This is a genomic window from Streptosporangium sp. NPDC023825, from assembly GCF_040639575.1.
Taxonomy (GTDB): Bacteria; Actinomycetota; Actinomycetes; order Streptosporangiales; family Streptosporangiaceae; genus Streptosporangium.
Genome location: NZ_JBFAAE010000001.1, coordinates 264,336 through 289,834, shown reverse-complemented (window position 1 = coordinate 289,834; position 25,499 = coordinate 264,336). Strand labels below are relative to the sequence as shown.

The 25,499-nt window shown below is 70.8% G+C and carries 26 protein-coding genes; 21 read left to right on the top strand and 5 right to left on the bottom strand.

Annotation, left to right across the window (positions count from 1 at the left end; translation table 11 throughout):
* The first annotated feature begins 8 nt into the window (after window positions 1-8).
* From AB0G15_RS01280 to AB0G15_RS01270, 3 genes are all read left to right on the top strand, one after another.
* Window positions 9-434, top strand: coding sequence for a hypothetical protein (locus AB0G15_RS01280; protein WP_362834382.1), 426 nt, complete (start codon window positions 9-11; stop codon window positions 432-434).
* A 405-nt stretch (window positions 435-839) separates the two neighbouring features.
* Window positions 840-1,406, top strand: a complete 567-nt coding sequence (locus tag AB0G15_RS01275; protein ID WP_362834381.1) for a hypothetical protein — start codon at window positions 840-842, stop codon at window positions 1,404-1,406.
* A 121-nt stretch (window positions 1,407-1,527) separates the two neighbouring features.
* Window positions 1,528-3,270 carry a proline--tRNA ligase gene (locus AB0G15_RS01270; RefSeq protein WP_362834380.1) on the top strand — a complete coding sequence of 581 codons (1,743 nt, stop codon included), beginning with the start codon at window positions 1,528-1,530 and terminating at the stop codon, window positions 3,268-3,270.
* A gap of 200 nt (window positions 3,271-3,470) precedes the next feature.
* Here the strand turns inward: AB0G15_RS01270 and AB0G15_RS01265 are convergent, their stop codons facing one another.
* The 4 genes from AB0G15_RS01265 to AB0G15_RS01250 all read right to left on the bottom strand — a co-directional run bounded on the left by AB0G15_RS01265 (window position 3,471) and on the right by AB0G15_RS01250 (window position 5,125).
* A complete protein-coding gene (locus AB0G15_RS01265; protein WP_350972796.1) occupies window positions 3,471-3,683 on the bottom strand; it encodes a DUF4236 domain-containing protein in 213 nt (70 codons plus the stop codon).
* Between the two features lie 83 nt (window positions 3,684-3,766).
* A complete protein-coding gene (locus tag AB0G15_RS01260; RefSeq protein WP_329091724.1) occupies window positions 3,767-3,964 on the bottom strand; it encodes a DUF4236 domain-containing protein in 198 nt (65 codons plus the stop codon).
* A 190-nt stretch (window positions 3,965-4,154) separates the two neighbouring features.
* Window positions 4,155-4,631 (bottom strand): ferritin-like domain-containing protein, encoded by a 477-nt coding sequence (locus AB0G15_RS01255; RefSeq protein WP_362834379.1) that lies wholly within the window; start codon window positions 4,629-4,631, stop codon window positions 4,155-4,157.
* 8 nt (window positions 4,632-4,639) lie between these two features.
* Window positions 4,640-5,125: a hypothetical protein gene (locus AB0G15_RS01250; protein WP_362834378.1), complete on the bottom strand. Its 486-nt coding sequence runs from the start codon at window positions 5,123-5,125 to the stop codon at window positions 4,640-4,642.
* A 191-nt stretch (window positions 5,126-5,316) separates the two neighbouring features.
* Between AB0G15_RS01250 and rimP the strand changes: the two genes are divergently transcribed.
* The 16 genes from rimP (at window position 5,317) to AB0G15_RS01170 (ending at window position 21,782) form a co-directional block, all read left to right on the top strand.
* A complete protein-coding gene (gene rimP / locus AB0G15_RS01245; RefSeq protein WP_350972788.1) occupies window positions 5,317-5,817 on the top strand; it encodes a ribosome maturation factor RimP in 501 nt (166 codons plus the stop codon).
* Window positions 5,818-5,841: 24 nt separating this feature from the next.
* Entirely contained in the window at window positions 5,842-6,837 is a 996-nt protein-coding gene (nusA, locus tag AB0G15_RS01240) for a transcription termination factor NusA (RefSeq protein WP_350972934.1), read from the top strand.
* Window positions 6,821-7,123, top strand: coding sequence for a YlxR family protein (locus AB0G15_RS01235; RefSeq protein ID WP_362677636.1), 303 nt, complete (start codon window positions 6,821-6,823; stop codon window positions 7,121-7,123). Before nusA ends, AB0G15_RS01235 begins: the two co-directional genes overlap by 17 nt.
* A gap of 143 nt (window positions 7,124-7,266) precedes the next feature.
* On the top strand, window positions 7,267-10,440 hold the full coding sequence (gene infB / locus AB0G15_RS01230; protein WP_362834377.1) for a translation initiation factor IF-2: 3,174 nt from the start codon (window positions 7,267-7,269) through the stop codon (window positions 10,438-10,440).
* A 121-nt stretch (window positions 10,441-10,561) separates the two neighbouring features.
* Window positions 10,562-10,861, top strand: coding sequence for a DUF503 domain-containing protein (locus AB0G15_RS01225; protein ID WP_329091737.1), 300 nt, complete (start codon window positions 10,562-10,564; stop codon window positions 10,859-10,861).
* A gap of 69 nt (window positions 10,862-10,930) precedes the next feature.
* Complete coding sequence (gene rbfA / locus AB0G15_RS01220) at window positions 10,931-11,419, top strand: 30S ribosome-binding factor RbfA (RefSeq protein WP_362834376.1); 489 nt, start codon at window positions 10,931-10,933, stop codon at window positions 11,417-11,419.
* Window positions 11,416-12,414 (top strand): bifunctional oligoribonuclease/PAP phosphatase NrnA, encoded by a 999-nt coding sequence (locus AB0G15_RS01215; protein WP_362834375.1) that lies wholly within the window; start codon window positions 11,416-11,418, stop codon window positions 12,412-12,414. Before rbfA ends, AB0G15_RS01215 begins: the two co-directional genes overlap by 4 nt.
* A 51-nt stretch (window positions 12,415-12,465) precedes the next feature.
* Window positions 12,466-13,365 (top strand): tRNA pseudouridine(55) synthase TruB, encoded by a 900-nt coding sequence (gene truB / locus AB0G15_RS01210; RefSeq protein ID WP_362834374.1) that lies wholly within the window; start codon window positions 12,466-12,468, stop codon window positions 13,363-13,365.
* 199 nt (window positions 13,366-13,564) lie between these two features.
* Entirely contained in the window at window positions 13,565-14,518 is a 954-nt protein-coding gene (locus tag AB0G15_RS01205; protein ID WP_362834373.1) for a bifunctional riboflavin kinase/FAD synthetase, read from the top strand.
* 308 nt (window positions 14,519-14,826) lie between these two features.
* Window positions 14,827-15,096: a 30S ribosomal protein S15 gene (gene rpsO, locus AB0G15_RS01200; protein ID WP_030904195.1), complete on the top strand. Its 270-nt coding sequence runs from the start codon at window positions 14,827-14,829 to the stop codon at window positions 15,094-15,096.
* 317 nt (window positions 15,097-15,413) lie between these two features.
* Entirely contained in the window at window positions 15,414-17,768 is a 2,355-nt protein-coding gene (locus tag AB0G15_RS01195) for a polyribonucleotide nucleotidyltransferase (protein WP_362834372.1), read from the top strand.
* Entirely contained in the window at window positions 17,768-19,081 is a 1,314-nt protein-coding gene (locus AB0G15_RS01190) for a pitrilysin family protein (RefSeq protein WP_362677966.1), read from the top strand. The genes AB0G15_RS01195 and AB0G15_RS01190 overlap by 1 nt, the downstream gene beginning before the upstream one ends.
* A 229-nt stretch (window positions 19,082-19,310) precedes the next feature.
* Window positions 19,311-20,048 (top strand): 4-hydroxy-tetrahydrodipicolinate reductase, encoded by a 738-nt coding sequence (gene dapB / locus AB0G15_RS01185; RefSeq protein ID WP_362834371.1) that lies wholly within the window; start codon window positions 19,311-19,313, stop codon window positions 20,046-20,048.
* A 72-nt stretch (window positions 20,049-20,120) separates the two neighbouring features.
* Window positions 20,121-20,297 (top strand): hypothetical protein, encoded by a 177-nt coding sequence (locus AB0G15_RS01180; protein ID WP_362677621.1) that lies wholly within the window; start codon window positions 20,121-20,123, stop codon window positions 20,295-20,297.
* A complete protein-coding gene (locus AB0G15_RS01175) occupies window positions 20,266-20,775 on the top strand; it encodes a GNAT family N-acetyltransferase (RefSeq protein ID WP_362834370.1) in 510 nt (169 codons plus the stop codon). The genes AB0G15_RS01180 and AB0G15_RS01175 overlap by 32 nt, the downstream gene beginning before the upstream one ends.
* Before the next feature lie 485 nt (window positions 20,776-21,260).
* The gene (locus AB0G15_RS01170; protein ID WP_362834369.1) at window positions 21,261-21,782 is read left to right on the top strand and encodes a DUF402 domain-containing protein; all 522 of its coding nucleotides are present in this window, start codon (window positions 21,261-21,263) and stop codon (window positions 21,780-21,782) included.
* Window positions 21,783-21,932: 150 nt separating this feature from the next.
* On the opposite strand, the gene AB0G15_RS01165 is transcribed toward AB0G15_RS01170, so the two are convergent.
* Entirely contained in the window at window positions 21,933-23,126 is a 1,194-nt protein-coding gene (locus tag AB0G15_RS01165) for a serine hydrolase domain-containing protein (protein WP_362834368.1), read from the bottom strand.
* Window positions 23,127-23,262: 136 nt separating this feature from the next.
* Between AB0G15_RS01165 and AB0G15_RS01160 the strand changes: the two genes are divergently transcribed.
* Together AB0G15_RS01160 and AB0G15_RS01155 are read left to right on the top strand one after the other, a co-directional pair.
* On the top strand, window positions 23,263-24,489 hold the full coding sequence (locus AB0G15_RS01160) for a sensor histidine kinase (RefSeq protein WP_362834367.1): 1,227 nt from the start codon (window positions 23,263-23,265) through the stop codon (window positions 24,487-24,489).
* Complete coding sequence (locus AB0G15_RS01155; protein WP_362834366.1) at window positions 24,486-25,145, top strand: response regulator transcription factor; 660 nt, start codon at window positions 24,486-24,488, stop codon at window positions 25,143-25,145. Before AB0G15_RS01160 ends, AB0G15_RS01155 begins: the two co-directional genes overlap by 4 nt.
* Window positions 25,146-25,499: the final 354 nt, after the last annotated feature.

The following is a 25,499-nucleotide window of genomic DNA, read 5'->3' as shown; positions in this document are numbered from 1 at the left end:
TACCCGGGATGTCCGGTGAGAGCCGCCCTTCGTGCGGGCTCCGGTACGAGGCGTTCGGGCGGGTGATGGCCGCGCTCGCCGGAGAGTCGGAGCTCATGGAGTCCTGCCGCGACCTGACCTGGTGGCGCGGGGCCGACCACGGCTGGCACATCGAGTGGCGCGACGGCCCCGGCGCGGCCGACATCGCGGCCGTCCTGGCCAGGCACGTCCGCGATCCGGGCTGCCCCGGCGCGCTGGTCACCCGCTCCGGTCCCGCCACGGCGGGTGACGCCACCCTGGACGTCATGGGCGTCCCGTTCGTCCTGCGCGCCGTCGACCCCGTGCACCGCGAGCGCTTCCGCGGCAGGGCCGGTCTGCGCCGCCTCGGTGAGGCGCTCGACACCACCCGCAGGACCACCTCCCGCCACCCCTGGGAGATCCTTCTCGGCGGCTGACGCCCCGGAGCGGCCGAGTCGCCGGCGTCGCCTGGCGGGGGTTGTCGTCCAGGCGGCGGGCGAGGCCCGCTCATCCGGGCGGCGTCCGGTGCGGCGAACCGGCCGCCGGGCGTCCGGACGCCCGGCGGGAAAGGGTCGGACGGCCTCGCGGAGATCGGTCCGCTCCCCGGAGAAGGTGCTTGGAAGGACCGCGGCGACGGCTTAATCAAACGCTCGTCCACTTCGCTGTTATCAAGCGCTCGCTTGCTTTGTAAAACTTGACGTGTTCGAGATGTTTCCCCAGGTCAGATACACTACTGATAGCCACTAGCAAATGTGATCGGGGGATCAGTGGCTTTGGCAGAACGTAATTACACGCTTGACTTTGTCGCCGGAGACCGCCGGGATCGCGCCATTCTCCGGCACATGGTCCTCTCCCTTTTGATGGGGATGCTGCTCGGAGGCGTCGGAGCGCTGCTGGCCTACGGGCCCGAGCTGTTGTACGCGCTTTACAGTCCGTACGCCTACCTCCTGTTCGTCGTCGTCATGGGGCGGACGGCGGTCGGCTTCGGCTGGGCGGTCCTCTCCAGCGTGCTGGCCGCGTTCGGCCCGATCCTCTCGCTCCTGGCCGCCACGATCTTCGAGAAGAACACCTGGCTCCTGAGCCTCGGCGGCGACGGCGCCTCGATGAACCTCCTGATCGCGAACCTCGTCGCCATCGGCGTCTTTTCCTACCTCGCCAAGCGCTACGACCGCTGGGGGGACGTCGCGGCCGGGGGCGCGGCCGGGCTGGCCCTGTTCGACGGGATCGACAAGGCGATGCCCGGCGGCCCCGAGCACGTCTCCGGCTTCTGGCCGTGGGGCGTCGCGGTGGTGATCGTGATCGCGCTGGGAATGCTGACCTCGCTGGGACGCGGGTGCGACCGGGTCTGCTCCGCGCTGATCGCGCTGGTCCTCGGGGCCTCGTACTTCGTCTTCCTCACCGGGATCTGAGTCCTCACCGCACCGGGATCTGAGTTCTCACCGCCGGGTTCGGAAGCGGCCGACCGCCGACAATCGGCTTGCGGGACTCGATAGCCTGTAGGGCACCGAACCTCGCCAACTAGGAGTAGCCGTGCTGCTGCGCATGTCGTCGCTGTTTCTTCGAACGCTGAGGGACGACCCGGCAGATGCGGAAGTCCCGAGCCACAAGCTGCTCGTCCGCGCCGGTTACGTCCGCCGTGTCGCCCCCGGCGTCTACTCCTGGCTGCCGCTCGGCAAGACGGTCCTGGAGAACGTCACGCGCGTCGTGCGCGAGGAGATGAACCGCATGGGCGGCCAGGAGGTGCTCTTCCCCGCCCTGCTGCCCCGCGAGTACTACGAGGCGACCGGCCGCTGGACCGAGTACGGCGACACGCTCTTCCGCCTCAAGGACCGCAAGGGGGCCGACTACCTGCTCGGTCCCACCCACGAGGAGATGTTCACCGACATGGTCAAGGGGGAGTACGCCTCCTACAAGGACTATCCGGTGACCCTCTACCAGATCCAGACCAAGTACCGCGACGAGGCCCGCCCCCGGGCCGGCATCCTGCGCGGGCGCGAGTTCATCATGAAGGACTCCTACTCCTTCGACCTCGACGACGACGGCCTCAAGCGCTCCTACGAGCGCCACCGCGAGACCTACATCAAGACCTTCGACCGGCTCGGCATCACGTACAAGATCTGCTTCGCCACGTCCGGAGCGATGGGCGGCTCGGCCTCCGAGGAGTTCCTCGCCCCCGCCGCCACCGGTGAGGACACCTTCGTGGCCTGCCACAACTGCGGCTACGCGGCCAACGCGGAGGCCGTCGTCACCACCGCGCCGCCCGCGATCACCGGCGAGCGGCCCGCGATGCGGGTGCTCGACACCCCCGACACCCCGACCATCGAGTCACTGGTCGATCACGTCAACGAGCACCACGGCCTCGGCGTCACCGCCGCCCAGACGCTCAAGAACATCGTGGTCAAGGTGACCGTCCCCGGCTCGGGCAAGACCGAGACCCTGGTCGTCGGCCTGCCCGGGGACCGCGAGGTCGACTTCAAGCGGCTGGAGGCCTCCCTCGCCCCCGGCGAGCCCGCCATCTTCGAGGCCGAGGACTTCGCGAAGCACCCCGGCCTGGTCCGCGGCTACATCGGCCCCCAGGTGCTCAAGGACCTCGGCATCCGCTACCTCGTCGACCCCCGCGTGGTCGACGGCAGCGCCTGGGTGACCGGCGCCAACGAGCCCGGCAAGCACGCCGCCGACGTCGTCGCCGGCCGCGACTTCGTCGCCGACGGCACCATCGAGGCCGCCGAGGTCCGCGCGGGCGACGCCTGCCCGGTCTGCGGCTCCGGCCTGTCCATCGACCGCGGCATCGAGATCGGCCACATCTTCCAGCTCGGCCGCAAGTACGCCGACGCCGCGAAACTCGACGCCCTCGGCCCCGACGGCAAGCCGGTCCGCGTCACCATGGGCTCCTACGGCATCGGTGTCTCCCGGGCCGTGGCGGTGCTGGCCGAGCAGAGGCACGACGAGCTCGGGCTGGTCTGGCCCCGCGAGGTCGCCCCCGCCGACGTCCACGTCGTGGGCACCGGCAAGGACGGCCAGGTCGAGGCCGCCACCCGGATCGCCGAGGAGCTGGAGGGCCGCGGGCTGCGCGTCCTGGTGGACGACCGCCCCGGCGTCTCGCCGGGGGTGAAGTTCAAGGACGCGGAGCTGCTCGGCATGCCGACGATCCTGATCGTCGGCCGGGGGCTCACCCAGGGCGTCGCGGAGCTGCGCGACCGCGCCACCGGCGCCAAGGAGGAGATCCCGCTCACCGAGGCCGTGGAGCGTGTCGTGGCGGCCTGCCGGGGATGATCCTCCGGTCGTCCGCAATGCCCTGCCGGGGATGACCCTCCGGTCGTCCGCGGCCCCTGAGACCTGCGGAGACCGGCGGAGGCCGGCGAGCGGTCCACCCCTGAGATCCGTCCCTGAAAGACGGGTCACCCGGAACGCGCGAGAGCGGCCCGCCCCTTTCGGAAAGGGGCGGGCCGCTCTCTCAGGTATATGGCCCCGCGTCAGTAGTGGTAGTGCTGGTGACGCCGGGAGCTCCGGCCGATCGCCTTGCCCACGTGGAACCCGCCCGGCAGGTTGACGGTCACGTACTTGCGGCCGTCAGGAGTTCTGCTGACGTGGAATCGGCGATTGCCGAAGCTGTGGCCGACCCCTCGCGGGGACAGGTCGATCCTGAAAGGACCGACTTTGATCGACTTCCTGTATCCCCAGCCCATTGCCTTCTCCCCGGACTCCCCGAAATCTCGCGTCGTGTCATGAGAACGAGCGGCGTTCGCGAACGGTTCCCGGGTAATGCCCATCAGCGACGGCTGCCGTTGCCGCTGAGCGTCTTACGCCAGTGGAAGCCGCCGGGAAGGTTGACGCTCAGAGTGCGGCGCCCATCGGCCGTCTTGGTGACCCTGAAGGCGCGGTTTCCCCAGCTGTGACCCACTCCACTCCGCGAAAGGTTAAGACGGAACGGACCGAACTTCATGGATTTCCGGTATCCCCAGCCCATTGCTTCCTCCTCAGGCGTTTTTCGCGAGATTCAGCTACCCGGCAGACACGGTGCAAACATGTTTGAAAGCGGGTTCGAATCGTGGCTCGCGAATCCGGGAGCCTCCGGGAGAGATCGTTTTCCGCGCTGACCAGTCCGGTTTCCGTCCTTTCGCCGGGAGGCGGTCACCCGGGAAAAACGGCGGGAAAAGTCACTGGGACGGGGCCACCGTGGGGGTGGCGGCGGGTTCGGAGGCCGTCCGGGGCGGCATGCCGGGAAAGGCCTCGATCTCGGGGCGCAGGCTGTAGGAGCGGACGGCGCACTCCTGCATGGCCAGCGCGGCCATCTTGCGCAGGGCCGGGTCCGGGGACGCCGCCAGCTCCAGGTAGGCGCCGGTCACCCCCCGCTCGACCAGCACGGCCAGCTCCACCGCCTGCGCCGCGCTCGACGGCGTGGCCGGGAGCTCGTAGACAGCCTTCGGCTCGGCGGGCGTGCCGCCCGCGGCGATGGTCATGGTGCGGAGCTGGTCGCGGCGGGCGCGGTGGGCGTTGTAGACGGTCGTCATCGCCACGCGGAGCCTGCCCGTGGTCCTGGCCGCGAGGACCCCGTAGGCGTACACGGCGGCGTGCTCGGCCGCCAGCGCCGCGCCGAGCCCCTGATCGGCCCCGGCCCCCCGGGCGCCTCTCACAGCGCCTCTCACAGGGACCTCGACAGGGCCACGGCGTGCGCGGCCTCGCAGGCGCCGATGGAGGCGAGCAACTGGGCCAGCGGGGGCGACACCCCCTCGATCTGGCGGGTACGCAGCGCCGCGGCCCTGCGTTCCAGGTCCCGCAGGGTCCGTACCGAGGGGCTGCCGCCCTGGGTCGTGCTCCCGGAGGGCGAAGGGGTGGGCGCCGGGGTCGCGGCCGGAGCGGGCGGCGTGGGCGGGAGGCGGCGGCGGAGCTCGGCCAGATGGGCCTCGTGCCGCTGCCTGAAGGGCTCGAGCCGGGCCGAGGCCGCCGAGGCGTACAGGGCGACGGTCCGCTCCTTGCCCGCGATCAGCTCACGCAGGAGCAGGGTCTCGGGGTCGGGCGGCGCGGCCGCGGGAGGCACCCGCTCCTCGGCGGCGCATCCCGTGACCGTCACGGCCGCGACCCCGAGAGCGCCGCCCCTCAGCAGGGCGCGCCGGGAGACGGAACGCACGACGACCTCCGGTTCTGTGTCGGCAGCTGACGCACTTAGCATCGTACGGGCTTGGAATAATGGCACTCACCTCGCTTCTCGGACGGCTCCGCCACACCGAGTGGCGCTGTTTCCACGCCCTGGTGTGGATAGGCTGGTTAATCGCATGGGCGAGGTCCGCCCGGCTGAGATCGTGACAATGGGAGGTCGGCATGGGCAGCGCCACATCCCGCGACCGCCTGATAGAGCTTCTGGAACCTGTCGTCGGAGCCGAAGGGCTCGACTTGGAGGACGTCACGGTCACCCCCGCGGGCAAGCGGCGGCTGCTGCGTGTCGTGGTCGACCGTGACGGGGGCGTGAGCCTCGACGACGTCGCCGAGGTCAGCCACGCCGTCTCCGCGACGCTGGACGCCGACGAGGCGATGGGGGCCACCCCGTACGTGCTCGAGGTCTCCTCTCCGGGAGTCGACCGCCCCCTCACCGAGCCGCGCCACTGGCGCCGCGCGGTGAAGAGGCTGGTCAAGGCCGACCTGAGGGACGGCAGCGCCGTGGAGGGCCGGATCGTCGCCACCGACGAGACCGGCGTGGAGCTGGACGTCGACGGCGCGCCGCGCCGCATCGACTATGAGGACCTGACCCGAGGACGGGTGCAGGTGGAATTCCGCCGGCTCGACGACGCCGAAGACGACGGCGAAGACGGCGACGAGGGCTAAGGGGGAAGCCTCGTGGACATCGACATGAGCGTCCTGCGCAGCCTGGAGCGGGAGAAGGACATCTCCTTCGACCTGGTCGTCAAGGCGATCGAGGACGCGCTGCTGATCGCATATTTCCGGAGCGAGGGCGCGGCGGCCAAGGCGCGCGCCGAGCTCGACCGCAAGTCCGGGCACGTGACCATCTTCGCCGCCGAGCTCGACGACGAGAGCGGGGAGGTGCTCAGGGAGTTCGACGACACCCCGGGCAACTTCAGCCGCATCGCCGCGACCACCGCCAAGCAGGTCATCCTGCAGCAGCTGCGCGACGCCGAGGACGAGATCAACTTCGGTGAGTTCGCCAGCCGCGAGGGTGAGCTGGTGGCGGGAGTCATCCAGCAGGGCAAGGACCCGCGGGTGGTCCTGGTCGACCTGGGCAAGATCGAGGCGGTGCTGCCGCACAGCGAGCAGGTCCCGGGCGAGGAGTACGTCCACGGCGACCGCATCCGCTGCTATGTGGTGCAGGTCAAGAAGGGCCACAAGGGCCCCTCGGTGACCCTGTCGCGCACCCACCCCGGCCTGGTGAAGAAGCTCTTCGCGCTGGAGGTGCCCGAGATCGCCGACGGCACGGTCGAGATCGCCGCCGTCGCCCGCGAGGCCGGTCACCGCACCAAGCTCGCGGTCAGGTCGCGGCGCCCAGGAGTGAACGCCAAGGGCGCCTGCATCGGCCCGATGGGCTCGCGGGTACGCAACGTGATGACGGAGCTGCACGGCGAGAAGATCGACATCATCGACTGGTCGGAGGATCCCGCGGACTTCGTGGGGAATGCGCTGTCTCCGGCCCGCGTTTCCCACGTAGAGGTGATCGACTTCGACGGCCGCGCCGCGCGCGTGACCGTGCCGGACTACCAGCTCTCCCTCGCCATCGGCAAGGAGGGCCAGAACGCCCGGCTGGCCGCCCGCCTCACCGGCTGGCGGATCGACATCCGTCCCGACACCCAGCCGGGGGACGCGGCCGGTCCCGCAGATGCGCCCACACGGTAAGCTGGAATATGGTGGCCAGGCTGCCCCACTGAGAACATGTGTGGGGTGCCGGGTTCGCACGGTTTCCTCCGAGCTGCTCCGCCTGGTGGTGGTCGAGGGCGTTATCGTCCCTGACCTGCGAAGACGGCTCCAAGGTCGTGGTGCTTCACTGCATCCCACCTTGAGCTGTCTCGAACTCGCAGAGCGTCGCCGAGCGTTTCCGCGTGCTTTTCGCGTCGCGGAATCGCTCGACCTGTCGCGGCTGCGTGGCCACCTGGAAGAGCAACACGATGAAAGGATCGGGTGAAATGGTTACCGACTGTCATGTAGGACGCCGATTTGATGGGCTGGTCAGATAGCTATGAGCGCCTGATGAGCATGCGGCGATGAGTACGTCAACGTAACGACGGTCCGGCGGCACCGCCTCCCGGGCCGAGACAAGGGAGTGCAGTGGCGAAGGTCCGGGTATACGAGCTCGCCAAGGAGTTCGGTGTGGAGAGCAAGGTCGTCATGGCCAAGCTCCAGGAGATGGGCGAGTTCGTGCGTTCGGCGTCCTCGACTATCGAAGCACCGGTAGTCCGCAGGCTCACGGAAGCTTTGGGCGGCCCCAGCAAGGGCTCGTCCGACAGGGGCAGAGGCCCCAGGCCGCCTCAGGCGGCACCTCGGCCGGGAGACGGCCAGCCAAACGGCGCCTCCACGGCGTCGACATCCATCCCCAAGCCGGGACCGGCCCCCAGGCCGGGTCCTCGTCCGGGTCCCGCACCGGCTCGTCCCGCGGCCCCCGCGCCGCAGGCGGCCCCGCCGGTCGTCCCCCCGGCTCCGCCGGTCCAGCCCCCGCAGCCGCCGCGTCAGCAGCCGCCGCAGGTGCAGGCCCCGCGTTTCGAGGCACCCCGCACAGACAGCGCGCGTCCGGCGGCCTCCGGCCCCGGTCCCAAGCCGGGTCCCAGGCCCGCTCCGCGTCCGGGTCCCGCCCAGCGCCCCGAGGCGCGTCCCGAGGGCGGTCGTCCGGCGGGCGGTCCGGGTGGGGCGCCTTCGGGCCCCAGGCCCGGTGCCGGTGCCCCCGGCGCCGGTGCGCCCAAGCCCGGCCCGCGTCCGGGCCCGCGTGGCCCGCGCCCCGGCAACAACCCGTTCTCGTCGAACGCCAGCGGCATGGGCCAGGCCCGTCCGCCGCGTGCCGGCGGCCCCGGTGGTCCCGGTGGCCCCGGCCGTGACGGCGGTCCCGGCGACAGGGGGCCGCGTCCCGGTCCCCGCGAGGACCGCGGTCCTCGTCAGGACCGCGACAACGCGGGTCCCCGTCCGCCCGGCGCCCGTTCCGGCCCGCCCGGATCCGGCGGCCCGCGTCCGGGTCCCGGTGCCGGTGGCCCGCGTCCCGGCGGCGGTGCGGGCGGCCCCGGCGGCCCGCGTCCCGGTGGTCCGCGTCCCAGCCCGATGATGATGCCCCAGGGCCGGCCCGCCGGTCCCGGCGGCGGTGGCGGCGCAGGCCGTCCCGGCGGCGGTGCGGGTGCCGGTCGTCCCGGTGGCGGCGCGGGCCGTCCCGGCGGTGGCGGCGGTCGTCCCGGTGGCGGCGGCGGTTTCGCCGGTCGCCCGGGTGGCGGTGGCGGCGCAGGCCGTCCCGGCACCGGAACCGGTGGTCCCGGTGGCGGTGGCGGCGGTTTCGCCGGCCGTCCCGGCGGCGGTGGCCGTGGTCGCGGTGGAGGCACCGCGGGCGCGTTCGGCCGTCCCGGAGGACGCCCGACCCGCGGTCGCAAGTCCAAGCGCCAGCGGCGTCAAGAGTTCGACAACATGCAGGCCCCGGCGATCGGCGGCGTGCAGGCCCCCCGCGGCAACGGGCAGACGATCCGCCTGTCGCGTGGCGCCTCCCTGTCGGACTTCGCCGACAAGATCGGCGCGATCCCGGCGTCCCTGGTGCAGATCATGCTGCACCTGGGCGAGATGGTGACCGCCACGCAGTCGGTCAACGAGGAGACGCTCCAGCTTCTGGCCGCCGAGCTCGACTACAACCTGCTTGTGGTCAGCCCGGAGGAGGAGGACCGCGAGCTCCTGGAGACCTTCGACATCGAGTTCGGCGAGGACGAGGGCGACGAGTCCGACCTGGTCGCGCGCCCGCCGGTGGTGACCGTCATGGGTCACGTCGACCACGGTAAGACCAAGCTGCTCGACGCCATCCGCAACACCAACGAGGTGGCGCGGGAGGCCGGTGGCATCACCCAGCACATCGGTGCCTACCAGATCGCCACCGTGCACGAGGGCGAAGACCGGAAGATCACCTTCATCGACACCCCGGGCCACGAGGCGTTCACCGCCATGCGTGCCCGAGGCGCCAAGGTGACCGACATCGCCGTCCTGGTCGTCGCGGCCGACGACGGTGTGAAGCCGCAGACCGTCGAGGCGCTCAACCACGCCCAGGCGGCCGACGTGCCGATCGTCGTCGCGGTCAACAAGGTCGACAAGGAGGGCGCCGACCCGGGCAAGGTCCGGGCACAGCTCACCGAGTACGGCCTGGTCGCCGAGGAGTACGGCGGCACCACGATGTTCGTCGACATCTCCGCCAAGAACGGGATCGGCATCGAGCAGCTGCTCGAGGCCATCCTGCTCACCGCGGACGCCGAGCTCGACCTGAGGGCCAACGCCACGATGGACGCCCAGGGCGTCGCCATCGAGGCGCATCTCGACAAGGGCCGCGGCCCGGTCGCGACCGTGCTGGTCCAGCGCGGCACGCTCCGCGTCGGCGACTCGATCGTCTGTGGTGAGGCCTTCGGCCGCGTCCGGGCGATGCTCGACGACAAGGGCGAGGCGATCCCGGAGGCCGACCCGTCCCGTCCGGTGCAGGTGCTCGGTCTGACCGCGACGCCGGGAGCCGGTGACAACTTCATCGTCGTCACCGACGACCGGATGGCGCGCCAGATCGCCCAGCAGCGCGCCGCGCGCAAGCGCATCGCGGACATGGCCAAGTCCGGCCGTCGCCGCACCCTCGAAGAGCTCTTCAGCGAGATGGAGAAGGGCCAGGTCGACGAGCTCAAGCTCATCATCAAGGGTGACGTCTCCGGTTCCGTCGAGGCTCTGGAGGACGCGCTGCTCAAGATCGACGTCGGCGACGAGGTGCGCCTGCGGGTGCTCCACCGCGCCGTCGGTGCGATCACCGAGTACGACGTCAACCTGGCGGTCGCCGACGACAACGCCGTCATCATCGGCTTCAACGTGCGTCCCGAGGTCAGGGCGCGCGACCTGGCCGAGCGCGAGGGCGTCGACATCCGCTACTACTCGGTCATCTACCAGGCGATCGAGGAGATCGAGGCGGCCCTCAAGGGCATGCTCAAGCCGGAGTTCGAAGAGGTCCAGATGGGCACCGCCGAAGTCCGCGAGGTCTTCAAGGTGCCGAAGATCGGCAACATCGCCGGTGCTCTGGTCCGCTCGGGCACGATCGTCCGCAACAGCAAGGCCCGGATCATCCGCGGCGGGGTCGTCATCTCCGACAACCTCACCGTCTCCTCGCTGCGCCGTTTCAAGGACGACGCGACCGAGGTCCGCGAAGGGTTCGAGTGCGGTATCGGTGTCGGCTACAGCGACATCAAGATCGATGACGTCATCGAGACCTTCGAGATGCGGGAGAAGCCGCGAGCCTGATGCCCCGACAGGCGAAGGAACCGTTCCGCCGGCCGTGCCACCCGAGTGCCCCTCGGGTGCGCGGCCGGTGGGCGGGGCCCCCGCCCCGTGGCACGGTGACAACCGTGGCGAGTGACCCACTATGTATGTAGGTGCCCTGACATTGGACATCCTGCTCGGCGACGTTCACTCGCTGAAGCAGAAGCGCTCGGTGGTGCGTCCCATCGTCGCCGAGGTGCAGCGACGGTTCCCGGGTGTGGCCGTCGCGGAGACCGGCCATCTTGATCTGCATCGCCGTACCGAGATCGGGATCGCGGTCGTCTCCTCCACCGCCGCCAACTGCGGTGCGGTGCTGGACGACTGCGAGCGACTGATCGCCTTCCACCCGGAGATCGAGCTGCTGTCCGCCAGACACCGGCTCTACAACGAGGACGAGGACTAGATACGGAGACGGCCGGTCGGCGGAAGCACCCCTACCGCCACCGGCCCTCCCCGTGAGAAGGGGGGAGCTATGGACGCCGCACGCGCACGCAAGATCGCCGATCGGATCCAGCAGATCGTGGCGGAGATGCTGGAGCGCCGCATCAAGGACCCCAGGCTGGGGTTCGTGACCGTGACGGACACGCGCATCACCAACGACCTGGGCGAGGCCACGGTGTTCTACACCGTGTTCGGCTCCGAGGCCGAGCGGGCCGACTCCGCCGCCGCCCTGGAGAGCGCCAAGGGGCTCATCCGCTCGGAGGTGGGCCGCCAGACGGGCCTGCGCCACACCCCGACGCTGACGTTCACCCACGACCCGCTTCCCGACACCGCCCGCCATCTGGAGGACCTGCTCGCCGAGGCGAAGGCCAGGGACGTGGAGATCGCCAAGCGGGCCGAGGGCGCCTCGCACGCCGGGGACGCCGACCCCTACCGCAAGCCCGAGGACCGGGAGGACGGCGACGACTCCGGGGACGAGGAAGACGAGTCCTCGGAACGCGCGGGACACTCCGCGACGTGACGCCCGACCTGCGCGACGACGGCCCGGTGTCCGATCAAGACTGGGCCCGGGCCGTCGAGCTCATCTCCGCCGCGGACGAGGTCGCGCTGGCCTGCCACGTCTCGCCCGACGGCGACGCGCTCGGCTCCATGCTGGGCGTCGGGCTCGCGCTGCGCGCGGCGGGCAAGCGGGTCACCGCCTCCTTCGGTGACCGGCGTTTCACGGTGCCCAGGCTGCTGCGCTTCCTGCCGGGGCAGGATCTGCTCGCCGATCCCGCGCACTACCCGGCCGCGCCCGAGGTGATGGTCACCTTCGACGTTCCCACCGTCGGGCGCCTCGGCGTGCTGACCGGCAACACGGCCAAGGCGCACGAGCTGGTCGTGCTGGACCACCACCCGTCCAACACCGGGTTCGGCACCCTCAACCTGGTCGATCCCGGCGCCGCGGCCACCGCCGTGCTCGCCGAGGAGCTGATCCACCGGCTCGGCCTGCCGGTCGACAGGGAGATCGCGACCTGCCTGTACGTCGGGCTCGTCACCGACACCGGCTCCTTCAGGCACTCCTCCACCACTCCCGACGCGCACGCCATGGCCGCCCGGCTGCTGGCCACCGGGCTCGACCCTGAGAAGATCGCCCGTGAGCTGTGGGACCGTTCCCCGTTCGGCTACCTGAAGGTGCTCGGCGCCGTGCTCGACAGGGTGCGGCTGGAGCCCGAGGTGGGCGGCGGCCTGGTGTGGACGTTCGTCACCCGCGCCGACCGCGCCGCGTACGGGCTGCCGTACGACGAGATCGAGGGGATCATCGACGTGATCCGGCGTACCGACCAGGCGGACGTCGCCGCCATCCTCAAGGAGGACGACGACGGCGCCTGGCAGGTCTCCATGCGCTCCAAGGGCGGGGTGGACGTCTCGCGCGTCAGCGCCGCGCTGGGGGGCGGCGGGCACGCCAAGGCGGCGGGTTTCACCTCCCACCAGCCCGTCGAGGAGACGATCGCGAGTCTCCGGGCCCTGCTGTAAAACCCTTCCCGGCACGTGTGAATCCTTGCCGGCACGCCTGTAAGGACCGAAATGAGTACGGCTCGCGCCAAGCGCACCCCGCCGCCGAGCGGGCTGATCATCGTCGACAAGCCCGCCGAGTGGACCTCGCACGACGTCGTGGCCAAGCTCCGCGGCATCGCGGGCACCCGCAAGGTCGGCCACGCCGGCACCCTCGACCCGATGGCCACCGGCGTGCTGGTGGTCGGCGTCGAGAAGGCCACCCGCCTGCTCGGCCACCTCGCGCTCACCGAGAAGGGCTACGACGCCACGATCCGCCTCGGCCAGACCACCAACACCGACGACGCCGAGGGTGAGATCATCGCCACCGCGCCGGCGGCACAGGTCGCCGAGGAGGAGATCAGGAAGGGCGTCGCGACGCTGACCGGCCCGATCATGCAGATCCCGCCGCAGGTCAGCGCCATCAAGGTGAACGGCGAGCGGGCCTACAAGCGGGCCAGGGCGGGCGAGGAGGTCGAGCTCAAGGCTCGCCCGGTGACCGTGTCGGGGTTCGAGATCACCGCCGTACGCCGGCACGGTGACCTCGTCGACGTCGACGCCTCGGTGTCCTGTTCCAGCGGCACCTACATCCGCGCGCTCGCCCGCGACCTGGGCGCCGGCCTGGGGGTCGGCGGCCACCTGACCGCCCTGCGCCGTACCCGGGTGGGCCCCTACGACCTGTCGGCGGCCCACACCCTGGAGCGGCTCGCCGCCGAGTGCGTGATCCTGCCGATGGCCGACGCGGTCGCGGCGGCCTTTCCGCGCCGGGACGTGACCGCCGAGGAGGCGGCGTCCGTCGCGCACGGCGGGAGGCTGCCCGCGCTGGGCCTGGGAAGCGGGCCGATCGGGGTGTTCGGCCCCGACGGAACCCTGGTGGCGCTGGTCGAGGAGCACGGCCAGATCGCCAAGTCCCTGGCGGTCTTCGTCCCCTGACGGGACGCCTGTCATCGCCTGTCCAGCTCGTCCTTTCAGGTGCTGCGAAGTCCTTTGAGGTCCTTCGAAGTCCGGTGAAGTCCTCCGGGGTACCGCGTGGCCGGCGGCGGGCCCCGGCCAAGGGGCTCCCCGATTGGGGAGAAGGACTCAGAGCATGGCAGTCTTTAGGGGTTCATCCGCTACGAGGGAAGAGGCTGCGGTGCGAGGCTGGCACGGATTGGACGACGTGCCCGAAGACTGGGGCAGGTCCGTCATCACCATCGGCGTCTTCGACGGCGTTCATCGCGGGCACCAGCAGATGGTGACCCGTGCCGTCGCGATGGCCGGGCGTCTCGGGGTGTCCTCGGTGGTGGTGACCTTCGACCCGCACCCGGAGGAGGTCGTGCGGCCCGGCACGCACCCGCCGAGGCTGACGACGGCCAGGCACCGCACCGAGCTCCTCGCGGGGCTGGGCGTCGACGCGGTGTGCGTCCTGCCGTTCACGCTGGAGTTCTCCCGGATGAGCCCGGACGAGTTCGTGCAGACCGTGCTCGTCGACCGGTTGCACGCCGCCGGGGTCGTGGTGGGGGAGAACTTCCGCTTCGGGCACAAGGCCTCCGGCGACGTGGAGACGCTGCGCACCCTCGGGGAGAAGTACGACTTCGTGGCCGAGGCGGTCCCGCTGGTCAGCGAGGGGGAGACGATCTCCTCCACCCGGATCCGCGAGCAGATCGCCGCCGGGGACATGGAGGCGGTCACACAGACGCTCGGCCGCCCGCACCGGGTCGAGGGCGTGGTCGTCCGCGGTTACCAGCGCGGGCGGCAGCTCGGTTTCCCGACGGCCAACCTGGAGTCGCCGGAGTTCACCGCGATCCCCGCCGACGGCGTCTACGCCGGCTGGCTGCAGGGGGTCTCGACCGGGAACCTGCCCGCCGTCTACGGCGGCGAGCGCTGGCCCGCGGCGATCTCGGTGGGCACCAACCCGACCTTCGAGGGCGTGCCCCGCACGGTCGAGGCGTACGCGCTCGACCGCGACGACCTCGACCTCTACGGCGCGCACGTGGCCGTGGACTTCGGGCCGAGGCTGCGCGGCAACACCAGGTTCGACTCGATCGAGGCGCTCGTCGCGCAGATCCACGCCGACGTGGACGAGGTGCGGCGCTTGACGAGCTGACCTCTCCCGCCCGATACCGCCTGATACCGCCTGCTGTCGTCCGGTCCCGCCTGACCCTCGTGTCACACGGACCTCGCGCCACGCGGCCCTCCGGTCCCGCTTCCCCGGTCCCGCCGGGATTCCCGGGCAGGGCTCGCCGGGGCTTTCGTACGATGTGCGAGGGCCTTGGAGCCGGTGGTAACCTGGCATGTCAGCTCTGTAACCGGTGGTCAATGATCCCGGTGCTGATCTCGCCACGGCGACTGTAGGCACGCACGGTCGTTCGGGGAGCCGGAATTGCGCGTGCCCGCAGAGGTTCAAGGAGAAAAGTGTCGCTCGACACCGCAGCAAAGAAGCAGATCATCGGTGACTACGCCAAGGGTGAGACCGACACCGGTTCCCCCGAGGTGCAGATCGCGCTGCTCAGCAAGCGCATCAGCGAGCTCACCGAGCACCTGAAGGTGCACAAGCACGACCACCACAGCCGTCGTGGCCTGCTGCTGCTCGTCGGCCGCCGTCGCCGGCTGCTGAAGTACCTGCAGAGCAAGGACATCGCGCGCTACCGCTCGCTCATCGAGCGGCTCGGCCTGCGCCGATAGTGTTGTGAGGGAGTGGCGTTCGCGCCGCTCCCTCATCTCATACGGGACGGTGTCGGCGCGTCGCGCCACGAAGACGCCGTCCCAGTGAGCAAACTGAATAGCCGAGACAGTGCCCCGCGTCCGCAAGCAAGCGCGCCCCACGGCGTCGGAGGGCCGGTCCTCGGTAGTGGCCCCCGGTCATCATGGCACAAGCCATACGGAACCGGGCGCTTCGATCGAAGACCGGCGCTGCACCTACGGGGAGCCGGCAACACGACGAACCAGGCGCGACACGTGCGTCTGGCCGGACGCGGGCGACCGAAACAAGGAGGTCCCCCGTGGAGGGTGTCCACAGCAGCGAAGCCGTCATCGACAACGGCTCATTCGGCACGCGTACCATCCGGTTCGAGACCGGGCGGCTCGCGCGCCAGGCGGCGGGTTCCGCCGTCGTCTATCTCGACGACGACACGATGGTCCTCTCCGCGACCACCGCGTCCAAGAATCCCAAGGAGAACCTCGACTTCTTCCCCCTCACGGTGGACGTCGAGGAGCGAATGTACGCCGCGGGCCGCATTCCCGGCTCGTTCTTCCGGCGTGAGGGCCGTCCCTCCGAGGACGCCATCCTCACCTGCCGCCTGATCGACCGGCCGCTGCGCCCCTCGTTCGTCAAGGGCCTGCGCAACGAGATCCAGGTCGTCGCCACCATCATGGCGCTGCACCCCGAGCACCTGTACGACGTCGTGGCGATCAACGCCGCGTCCCTGTCCACCCAGCTCGCCGGGCTGCCGTTCTCCGGCCCGATCGGCGGCGTCCGCGTCGCGCTGATCGAGGGCCAGTGGGTCGCCTTCCCGACCAACACCGAGCTGGCCAGTGCCACCTTCGACATGGTGGTCGCGGGCCGCGTCCTGGGCGACGGCGACGTCGCGATCATGATGGTCGAGGCCGAGTCCACCCGCGACACGCTCAAGCTGGTCGCCGAGGGTGCCGTGGCGCCGACCGAGGAGACCGTTGCGCAGGGCCTCGAGGCCGCCAAGCCGTTCATCAAGGTGCTGTGCGAGGCGCAGGCCAAGGTCGCGAAGGTCGCCGCCAAGGAGACCGCCGAGTACCCCCTGTTCCTCGACTACCAGGACGACGTCCTGGAGGCCGTGACCGGCGCGGTGCGCAGCGAGCTCGCCGCCGCGCTGACCATCGCCGGCAAGCAGGAGCGCGAGACCGAGCTCGACCGGGTCAAGGCCCTGGTGCTGGAGAAGGTCGGCCCCGACTTCGAGGGCCGCGAGAAGGAGATCGGCGCCGCGTTCCGGTCGCTGACCAAGAAGCTCATGCGCGAGCGCGTGATCGCCGAGGGCGTCCGCATCGACGGCCGCGGCGTCAAGGACATCCGGCAGCTCAGCGCCGAGGTCCACATCGTGCCCCGCGTGCACGGCTCGGCCCTGTTCGAGCGCGGCGAGACCCAGATCCTGGGCATCACCACGCTCAACATGCTCCGCATGGAGCAGATGATCGACACGCTCAACCCCGAGCGCACCAAGCGCTACATGCACAACTACAACTTCCCGCCCTACTCCACCGGTGAGACCGGCCGGGTGGGCTCGCCCAAGCGGCGCGAGATCGGTCACGGCGCGCTCGCCGAGCGGGCGCTCCTGCCGGTGCTGCCGGCGCGCGAGGAGTTCCCGTACGCGATCCGCCAGGTCTCCGAGGCGCTGAGCTCCAACGGCTCGACCTCCATGGGCTCGGTCTGCGCCTCGACGATGGCGCTGCTCGACGCGGGCGTCCCGCTGAAGGGCATCGTCGCGGGCATCGCGATGGGCCTCATCAACGAGGGCGACCAGTACGTCACGCTGACCGACATCCTCGGTGCCGAGGACGCCATGGGCGACATGGACTTCAAGGTCGCCGGCACCAAGGACGTCATCACCGCCCTCCAGCTCGACACCAAGCTGGACGGCATCCCGGCCTCGGTGCTGTCGGCCGCGCTGCGGCAGGCCAAGGGTGCCCGCCTGGCGATCATCGACGTGATGCAGGAGGCCATCGACTCCCCGGCGGAGATGAACGCGACGGCTCCGCGCATCATCACGATCAAGATCCCGGTGGACAAGATCGGAGAGGTCATCGGCCCGAAGGGCAAGATGATCAACCAGATCCAGGACGACACCGGCGCCGAGATCACCCTGGAAGACGACGGAACCATCTACATCGGCGCCACCGACGGCCCGTCCGCCGAGGCGGCCAGGTCGGCGATCAACGCCATCGCGAACCCGCACATGCCGGAGGTCGGCGAGCGCTACCTGGGCACGGTCGTCAAGATCGCCGCCTTCGGCGCCTTCATCTCCCTCATGCCGGGCAAGGACGGTCTCCTGCACGTCTCCCAGATCCGCAAGCTGCACGGCGGCAAGCGCATCGAGAACGTCGAGGACGTCATGAACGTCGGCGAGAAGGTCCAGGTGGAGATCGCCGAGATCGACTCGCGCGGCAAGCTCTCCCTGGTGCCCGTCGAGGTCATCGAGAAGGAGGCCGCCGCCAGGGCCGAGTCCGGTGACGCCGAGCCGTCGTCGGCCGCTCCGGCCGCCGAGGCGCCCGCCGCCGACGAGCGGCCCCGCGAGGAGCGGCCCCGCCGCACCCGCACCCGCAGCAGCAACGGTGGTGGCGGTGGCGGCAACCGCGGTGGCGGCGGAGGGGAAGACCGCAACTCGTGATCACCACCACTCTGCACCCCGGCAAGGACGGCGCCGGGGTCGTGAAGCGCACCGTCCTTCCCGGTGGGCTCCGGGTGGTGACCGAGTCCATGCCGACCGTGCGTTCCGTCGCGGTCGGCATGTGGGTCGGCATCGGATCGAGAGACGAGTCCCCCCAGCACATGGGCTCCTCCCACTTCCTCGAGCACCTGCTGTTCAAGGGCACGCCCACGCGGGACGCCCTGGAGATCTCCGCGGCCATCGAGGGCATCGGCGGCGAGATCAACGCGTTCACCGCCAAGGAGTACACCTGTTACTACGCGCGGGTCCTCGACGAGGACCTGCGGGTGGCGATCGACGTGCTCGCCGACGTGGTGACCTCCTCGCTCATCAGCGAGGAGGACGTCGAGGCCGAGCGTGGCGTGATCCTGGAGGAGATCGCCATGCACGACGACGATCCCTCGGACGTGGTGCACGAGCAGTTCTCCGCCGAGCTGTACGGTGACACGCCGGTCGGCAGGCCGATCCTCGGCACGGTCGACTCGATCACCGCGGTCAGCCGCGACCGGATCGCCGAGTACTACCGGCGTTACTACCTGCCCACCCACACCGTGGTGTCGGTGGCGGGCAACGTCGACCACGAGCAGGTGGTGGCCCTGGTCGCCGCGGCCTACGAGCGGGCCGGGGCCCTGGGCGGGGACGCCTCGCCGGTGCCCCCGCGCGTGTCGGGTCCCGGCGTCGAGCTCCGCTCCGGCACGCGGGTGGTGCACCGGCCGACCGAGCAGGCCAACCTGGTCCTCGGCACGACCGCGCTGACCCGCACCGACGAGCGCCGCTTCGCGCTCGGCGTGCTCAACGCGGCGCTGGGCGGCGGCATGTCCTCACGGCTGTTCCAGGAGATCAGGGAGAAGAGGGGCCTGGCCTACTCGGCCTACTCCTACACCTCCGCCCTCGCCGACACCGGCCAGTTCGGCATTTACGTCGGCTGCCTGCCGTCGAAGATCGACGACGTGCTGAAGATCTGCCGCGAGGAGGTGCTCCGCGTGGTCGCCGACGGCATCACCGAGGAGGAGATCGTCCGCGGCAAGGGCCAGATGCGCGGCGGTCTCGTGCTCGGCCTGGAGGACACCGGTTCCCGGATGTCCAGGATCGGCAAGGGCGACCTGGTCTTCGACGAGCTGCTCTCGGTCGACGACCTGCTCGCCAGGATCGACGCGGTGACCCCGGAGCAGATCGCCGAGGTGGCCCAGGACGTCCTCACCCGCCCGATGTCCCTCGCGGTCATCGGCCCCTACAAGGAGGACAGGGACTTCAGCGCGGTCGTCGCCGGCTGACGGTTCCTTCACTACTCCTGTACGAACGGCCCCGGCGTTCCCGCGCCGGGGCCGTTCGTCGTTCCGTGACGGTCCTCACCGGCTCCGCGTACGAGCGCCCCCGTGGTCCCGCGCCGGGGCCGTCCGTCGTCCTGTGATGGTCCTTCCCGATTCCACGTACGCGCGGCCCCGGCGTTCCCGTGCCGGGGCCGTCCGTCGTCCAGGGGGCCTTCGGTATAGCCTTGGGCCCGTGATCAGGGTTGGAGTTCTCGGCGCCCGAGGGCGCGTCGGTGTCGAAGTGTGCAGGGCCGTCGAGGCGGCGGACGATCTGGAGCTGGTCGCGGCCGTCGACCAGGGCGACCCGATCGAGGAGCTCGAAGGCGCCGAGGTGGTGGTCGACTTCACCCACCCCGACGTCGTCATGGGCAACCTCGAATGGTGCGTCTCCCACGGCATCCACCCGGTGGTCGGCACCACCGGCTTCGACGCGGGGCGGCTGGCGACCGTGAAGGGCTGGCTGGACGCCAACCCCGGCGTCAACGCGCTGATCGCCCCCAACTTCGGCATCGCGGCCGTGCTCATGATGCACTTCGCCCAGCAGGCGGCCCGCTACTTCGAGTCGGCCGAGATCGTCGAGCTGCACCACCCCAACAAGGCCGACGCGCCCTCGGGCACCGCCCGCCGTACGGCCGAGCTGGTCGCCGAGGCGCGGCGCAAGGCGGGGTCGGCGCCGATGCCGGACGCCACCAGCACGGAGCTCGACGGCGCGCGCGGCGCGGACGTCGACGGGGTCCGCGTGCACGCGGTGCGGCTCGCCGGGCTCATCGCCCACCAGGAGGTCATCCTGGGCGGCGACGGCGAGATCCTCACCATCCGCCACGACACCATGAACCGCTCGTCGTTCACCCCGGGCGTGCTCCTGGGCGTGCGACGGGTGCGCGAACTCCCCGGCCTCACCGTCGGCCTGGAGCACCTTCTCGACCTCTAGCGCGTGACCCGCCGGGCCCGCCGGTTCCGCCGTCTCCGGAACCCCGGGCCTTGCGCCGCTCGTTGCACGACCATGACGCCTTCCGAGCTCGCCTGCCCGCTCTGTCACGGCACCGCGTTCCAGCAGGAGCAGGGCAGGCTCGACAGCCGCTGGGGTATCACCTCGCACCGGTTGACCCTGATGATCTGCGAGCGGTGCCGCTATATCCTCCACTTCTATGACAAGCACTCCATCTTCGACTTCGACTGAGGTCCGCTGGGCGCGGCCGGAGGAGCTGGCCGGGCTGGTGGCGGTGGAGCTGGCGGCCGACGGGGTCTTCGCCCAGGTGGGGATCACCTTCCCGCCGGGGACCACGATGGTCGAGGAGGCCGACGATCCCTCCCGGGTGCTCGTCGCGGGTGACCCGCCGATCGGGTTCGCCCTGTTCGGCCTGGTCGACGGGCAGGTCCACCTCGACCAGCTCGCCGTCCACCCCGACCACGGGCGCAGGGGTGCCGGTGGGCGCCTGCTGGAGGCCGTCTGCGAGCACGCGGCCTCGACCGGCTTCGCCGCCGTGACGCTGACGACCTACCGCGACGTGTCCTGGAACGCGCCCTGGTACGCCCGGCGCGGCTTCTCCGTGCTCGACCCCGCCGAGTGGGGGCCGGAGATGGTCGAGCTGGTGCGCCACGAGCGCGAGCTGGGCATCGAGATCGCTCCCCGCGTCGTGATGCGCCGCGTCCTGTGACGAGGCCGGTCCGGCGGATCGGAGGGCCGGGCCTCGGCGCCGCCCCTGCCGCGACGACGCCGCTGACCACTACCGGTCCGATCAGCCCGGCGGTGACCTCACCGGCCTCCGACGTCGTCGCCCTCACCACAAGGTCCGTGATGAAGCAGAATCCGACGGTTCGGACCGGCCTCGGCACGTGGAGCCGGATGGAGCCGCTCGACGTGCCGACAGGTCATCAGGCCGTAGCCGCCGCGGCGAGCGTGGGACTCCGTCGTCAGGTGCGAGATGGATGACCGGAATCATCAGCGGAAACGCCTTTGCGTGCCGGCCCGGTGAGCTGTGATCATGCCGCTCATGTTTCTTCCGCCGCGTCGCCAGCCGTGTCGAGCCCTCGCGGGCCATCCACGAGGACGAAAACGCCATCGCTCTCCTCAACCTCACCCGGGCCCTCAGAGGTCACCTGTGACGGCCGAACCTGGCCGGCTCATCAGGAGGGGCGCGAGGTGACCGCGACGCCGCTCGTCGAGAATGTCTGGGTCCTTCACCGAACAGGTCAGCGGTGCCCCGGCCGGCGGATCGGAGAGGTCGTCGCCTACGACGCGCGCCTCCTGCCCGAGTATCAAGTGGCCGGACGGCCGACCGTCGATCGCAGCTTCCTGTTGCTCGACCAGGGCATCCAGTTGACCAGGCCGGTCGCGTTCGAGGGCCCGGTGGAGGGCTGGTGGTACATCGACCTGGTCGAGGTCGAACCGACCGAGGCCGGCCTTGTCGTCCATGACCTCTACGTCGACTTCCTGGTGCCACCCGGCGCCGATCGTTACCACGTCCTGGACCTCGACGAGCTCGCCGACGCCCTTTGCCGGGGCCAGATCACAGCCGCTCAGTGCGCCACGGTCCTTCGCAGAACGCAACGCTTCGTCGACCGGCACCTGCGAGCGAACGAGGAGGGTTCCGTCGGTCCTCCGCACCGGTTTCCGCCGGCCGACGTCGCGGTGCTCGAGTCGCTTCCCTGCTTCTTCGAATGATCACCGGGGACGTGACGTCGTCCGACCGCTCAAGGCCCAAGGCGCCGGCCTCGGCGCGATCGCCGCCGAGATCGGCATCTCGAAGACCTCGCCGCGCCGATACCTGACACCGGAACCCGTCGGCACGGTCACCGGCCCGTACGATCGCGGCTACCGGGTGATCAGCTGCTTGCAGAGGCTGTCGACGTCCCTCGTGATGCCGCCCTCGTAGTTGCACAGGTCGATGGCCAGGTAGCCGTCGTCCGGGTACCAGGCCAGGTCGGTGGAGACACCGTTGCTGCTGCCGCCGTTGTGGCCGAGAATCCAGTGGCCGCCGGTCAGGGTGGCGCTGGGTCCGTAGCATCCGAACAGGAACTGCGGGGGCTTTCCGGCCGGCGGCGGCCCCTGCGGGGGCACGGGGTTCTTCGGGCTCGTCGCCAGCCAGGTGTGCCGGGCGTCGAGCAGCTTGTTTCCGGTCAGCGCCGTCATGAAGGCGACCAGATCCGCCGCGGTCGAGTAGGCGCCGCCCGCGCCGTTGCCGAGGAACTCCACGCGTTCGAGGTGGTCGACGCGTGGCCCGCCCGCCCGAGGGTCCTGCGGGGCGTACGGATGGGCGATCCGCCGGCTGCTCCGGCACTGGTCGCGATCGTAGAAGTCGGTGCTCGTCATACCGGCCGCCCGAAAGACGTGCCGCCGTACGAAGTCGTAGAAGGTCTGGCCGGAGACGGCCGCGACGATGAACTGCAGCGTGACGTAGCCGGCGTTGCTGTACACATGCGAGGTGCCGGGCGGGAAACCGAGCGGGGCCTTGCGGACCAGGCGCAGCAGCCCGGCGGTCACCTCCGCCTCGCTGGACCAGCCCTGGATGACCGGGCCGTTGACCGGACCGTAGATGTCGCCCATGCCCGAGGTGTGGGTGAGGAGCTGGTGCACCGTGACGGTGCCGGCGACCTCGGCGGGAAAGCCGTCCAGGTAGGTTCCGAGCTTCTCGTGGTATGCGATCTTGCCCTGCTGGACGAGCTGTGAGACGGCGATGCCGGTGAACATCTTGGTGATCGAGCCGAGCCCGAAGATCGTGTCCGGCTTGTTGGGCAGCGAGCGGCTCCTGTCGGCCATGCCGTAGCTGCGCGACAGAACCGGGCGGCCGTTGCGCAGGAGCAGGTACGTACCGGAGTACTGGTCGGCGGCCGCCCGCTGTGCGATCAGCCTGTCGAGCGCCCCGCCCGGGAGCAGATCGGCGGGCACCGGCTTCCCGGGCGCCCTGTCACCGGCTTCGGCGGCCTTGGGCATGGTGTTCACGGCGAGCAGTCCGCCCGCGCCGATCAGTCCGAGCGCGGCGCGCCGCGAGGTTCGATGTGTGGTCATGCGGGCAAGCCTGCGGTTCGCGATCCGCCGCCGGCATCGGCGCCGGGTCGCGACTTCGGTCTGTCGCAGGAGGTACGCGGACTCCGTCCGGAGACAGACGCGTCGCCCGGTCAAGAGACCGTACCCTCGGATGGTCATGGGAGAACAGACGCGGTGGGCGGTACGCCAGGCGGCACCCGCTGCCGGCCTGCTCGCCGTGGCGTTGCTGTCCGGCCAGTCGCCGGAGCACGATGTGCCCTGGTGGGCCGCCACCCTCGCGGCCTTGGTCGCGGTGGGCCTGCGCAACCGATGGCCGGTGGCGATGCTGGTGATCTGCACGCTCTCGACGGCCGCGCACCTGTTCCAGGGCCGACCCGTCGGAGTCGTCGACGGCTGCCTGTTCATCGTGCTGTACGCGGTGGGCGTCCATCGGTCGCGGACGGTGTCGGCGGCCGCACTCGCCGGCCTGCTGCTGACCCTCGCCTGCTGGAGCGGCGCGTACGCGCTGCGCGGACGGCTGGTGCCCGGCCTTCCGGTGCTCGCCTTCCAGGTCACCCACTCGGCTCCCGGCCGGGTCGAGTTCGTCGCCGGTGACCGTCCGGGCGGCGCGGCCCGGTGGAGCGGCCCGGTGGTGCTCGGCTCGTTGCTGGTTGCCGGGTGGGCGGCCGGCTCCGGGACCCGCACCCGGCGCGCGTATCTCGACCAGCTCGCCGCGCGGGCGCGGGACCTCGAGCGCGAGCGCGAGCAGTCGGGCGCCCTCGCCGTCGCCGCCGAGCGCGGGCGGATCAGCCGGGAACTGCACGACGTCGTGGCGCACGGCCTGTCGCTCATCGTGATCCAGGCCCAGGGCGGGGCGGCGGCGCTGGACGCCGAGCCGGCCGAGACCCGGGCGGCGCTCGCGGCGATCGTGCACACCGGCCGCGAGTCGCTCGCCGACATGCGCCGCGTGCTCGGCGCGCTGGGCGAGGTCGGCGACGCCTGGCACCCGCAGCCCGGACTCGCGCACCTGCCCGCCCTCGTGGACCAGGTACGGCGAACCGGTACCGGCGTACGGCTCGACATCGAAGGCGTCGCGGCGGCGCTGCCCGCACCGCTCGACCTCTCGGCATACCGCATCGTGCAGGAGGCGTTGACCAACGTGATGAAACATGCCGGACCTGGCGCATCCGCCTCCGTCGTGCTGGCGTACGCCGCATCGGCGCTCGACATCCGCGTGGCCGACGACGGCGTGGCGGTTCCCGTCCGCGGGACCCGGCCGGGCAACGGGATCGGCGGCATGCGGGAGCGGGTCCGCCTGCTGGGCGGGCACTTCAGGGCCGGCCCCCTTCCGGGTGGAGGCTTCGAGGTGCGCGCCACACTGCCGATCGAAGCGTCGCACGCATGATCCGGGTGCTGCTCGCGGACGACCAGGCACTTGTCCGGATGGGCTTCCGGCTCATCCTGCAGCAGGCACCCGGCGTCTCCGTGGTCGGTGAGGCGGCCGACGGTTCACAGGCGGCGGCGATGACCCGCGAACTGCGGCCGGACGTGGTGCTGATGGACGTCCGGATGCCGGAGGTGGACGGCGTCGAGGCGACCCGGCGGATCCACGCGGACGGCGGCCCGACGCGGGTACTGATCCTGACCACGTTCGATCTCGACGAGTACGTGTACGCCGCACTGCGGGCCGGGGCGAGCGGGTTCCTGCTCAAGGACACGCTCGCCGCCGACCTGCTCTCCGCGATCCGCGTGGTGGCGGCCGGCGACGCGGTGGTGGCGCCGAGCACGACCCGCCGCCTGCTGGAGCGCTACCTCCCGGCGGGGAGCGGATCTCCGGCGCCCGCGGTACCGGATCCCGGTGTCCTGACCGAGCGGGAACGGGAGGTGCTGACGCTGATCGCCTGCGGCATGTCCAACGCCGAGATAGCCGACCACCTCTTCCTGTCGGAGGGAACGGTGAAGACCCACGTGAGCCGGGTGCTGACGAAGCTCGAACTGCGGGACCGGGTCCAGGCGGTGGTGTACGCCTACGAGACCGGTGTGGTCCGGCCGCGCGCCTAGAAGGCCGATGAAGATCTTGGTTTGTCGGGCGATGCCGCCTGGGCTGGTTGCCGGTGCTCAGGTTGACGAGCGCCATGCTCAGGGTGGTGTGGGCGCCGTTGCCGAGCAGCAGCCTGCCGACGTGGCCGAAGAAGTCCTGGGTGATGACGTGTCCCACGCCTCCGTAGCCGGCGACGAACCCGCCGACGGCCCGCATCGGATTGACGGCCACGGTGAACGACATCGACAGCGGCGTGGTGGCACCCCAGCTCCGGACCTCGATGCCGTAACCGGGGTTATAGATCTTGAAGGCGGTGCCGAGCACATCCGTCACGCGCTCCTCCCGGTCGCCGCGCCGCTGGATCAGGCCGGAGC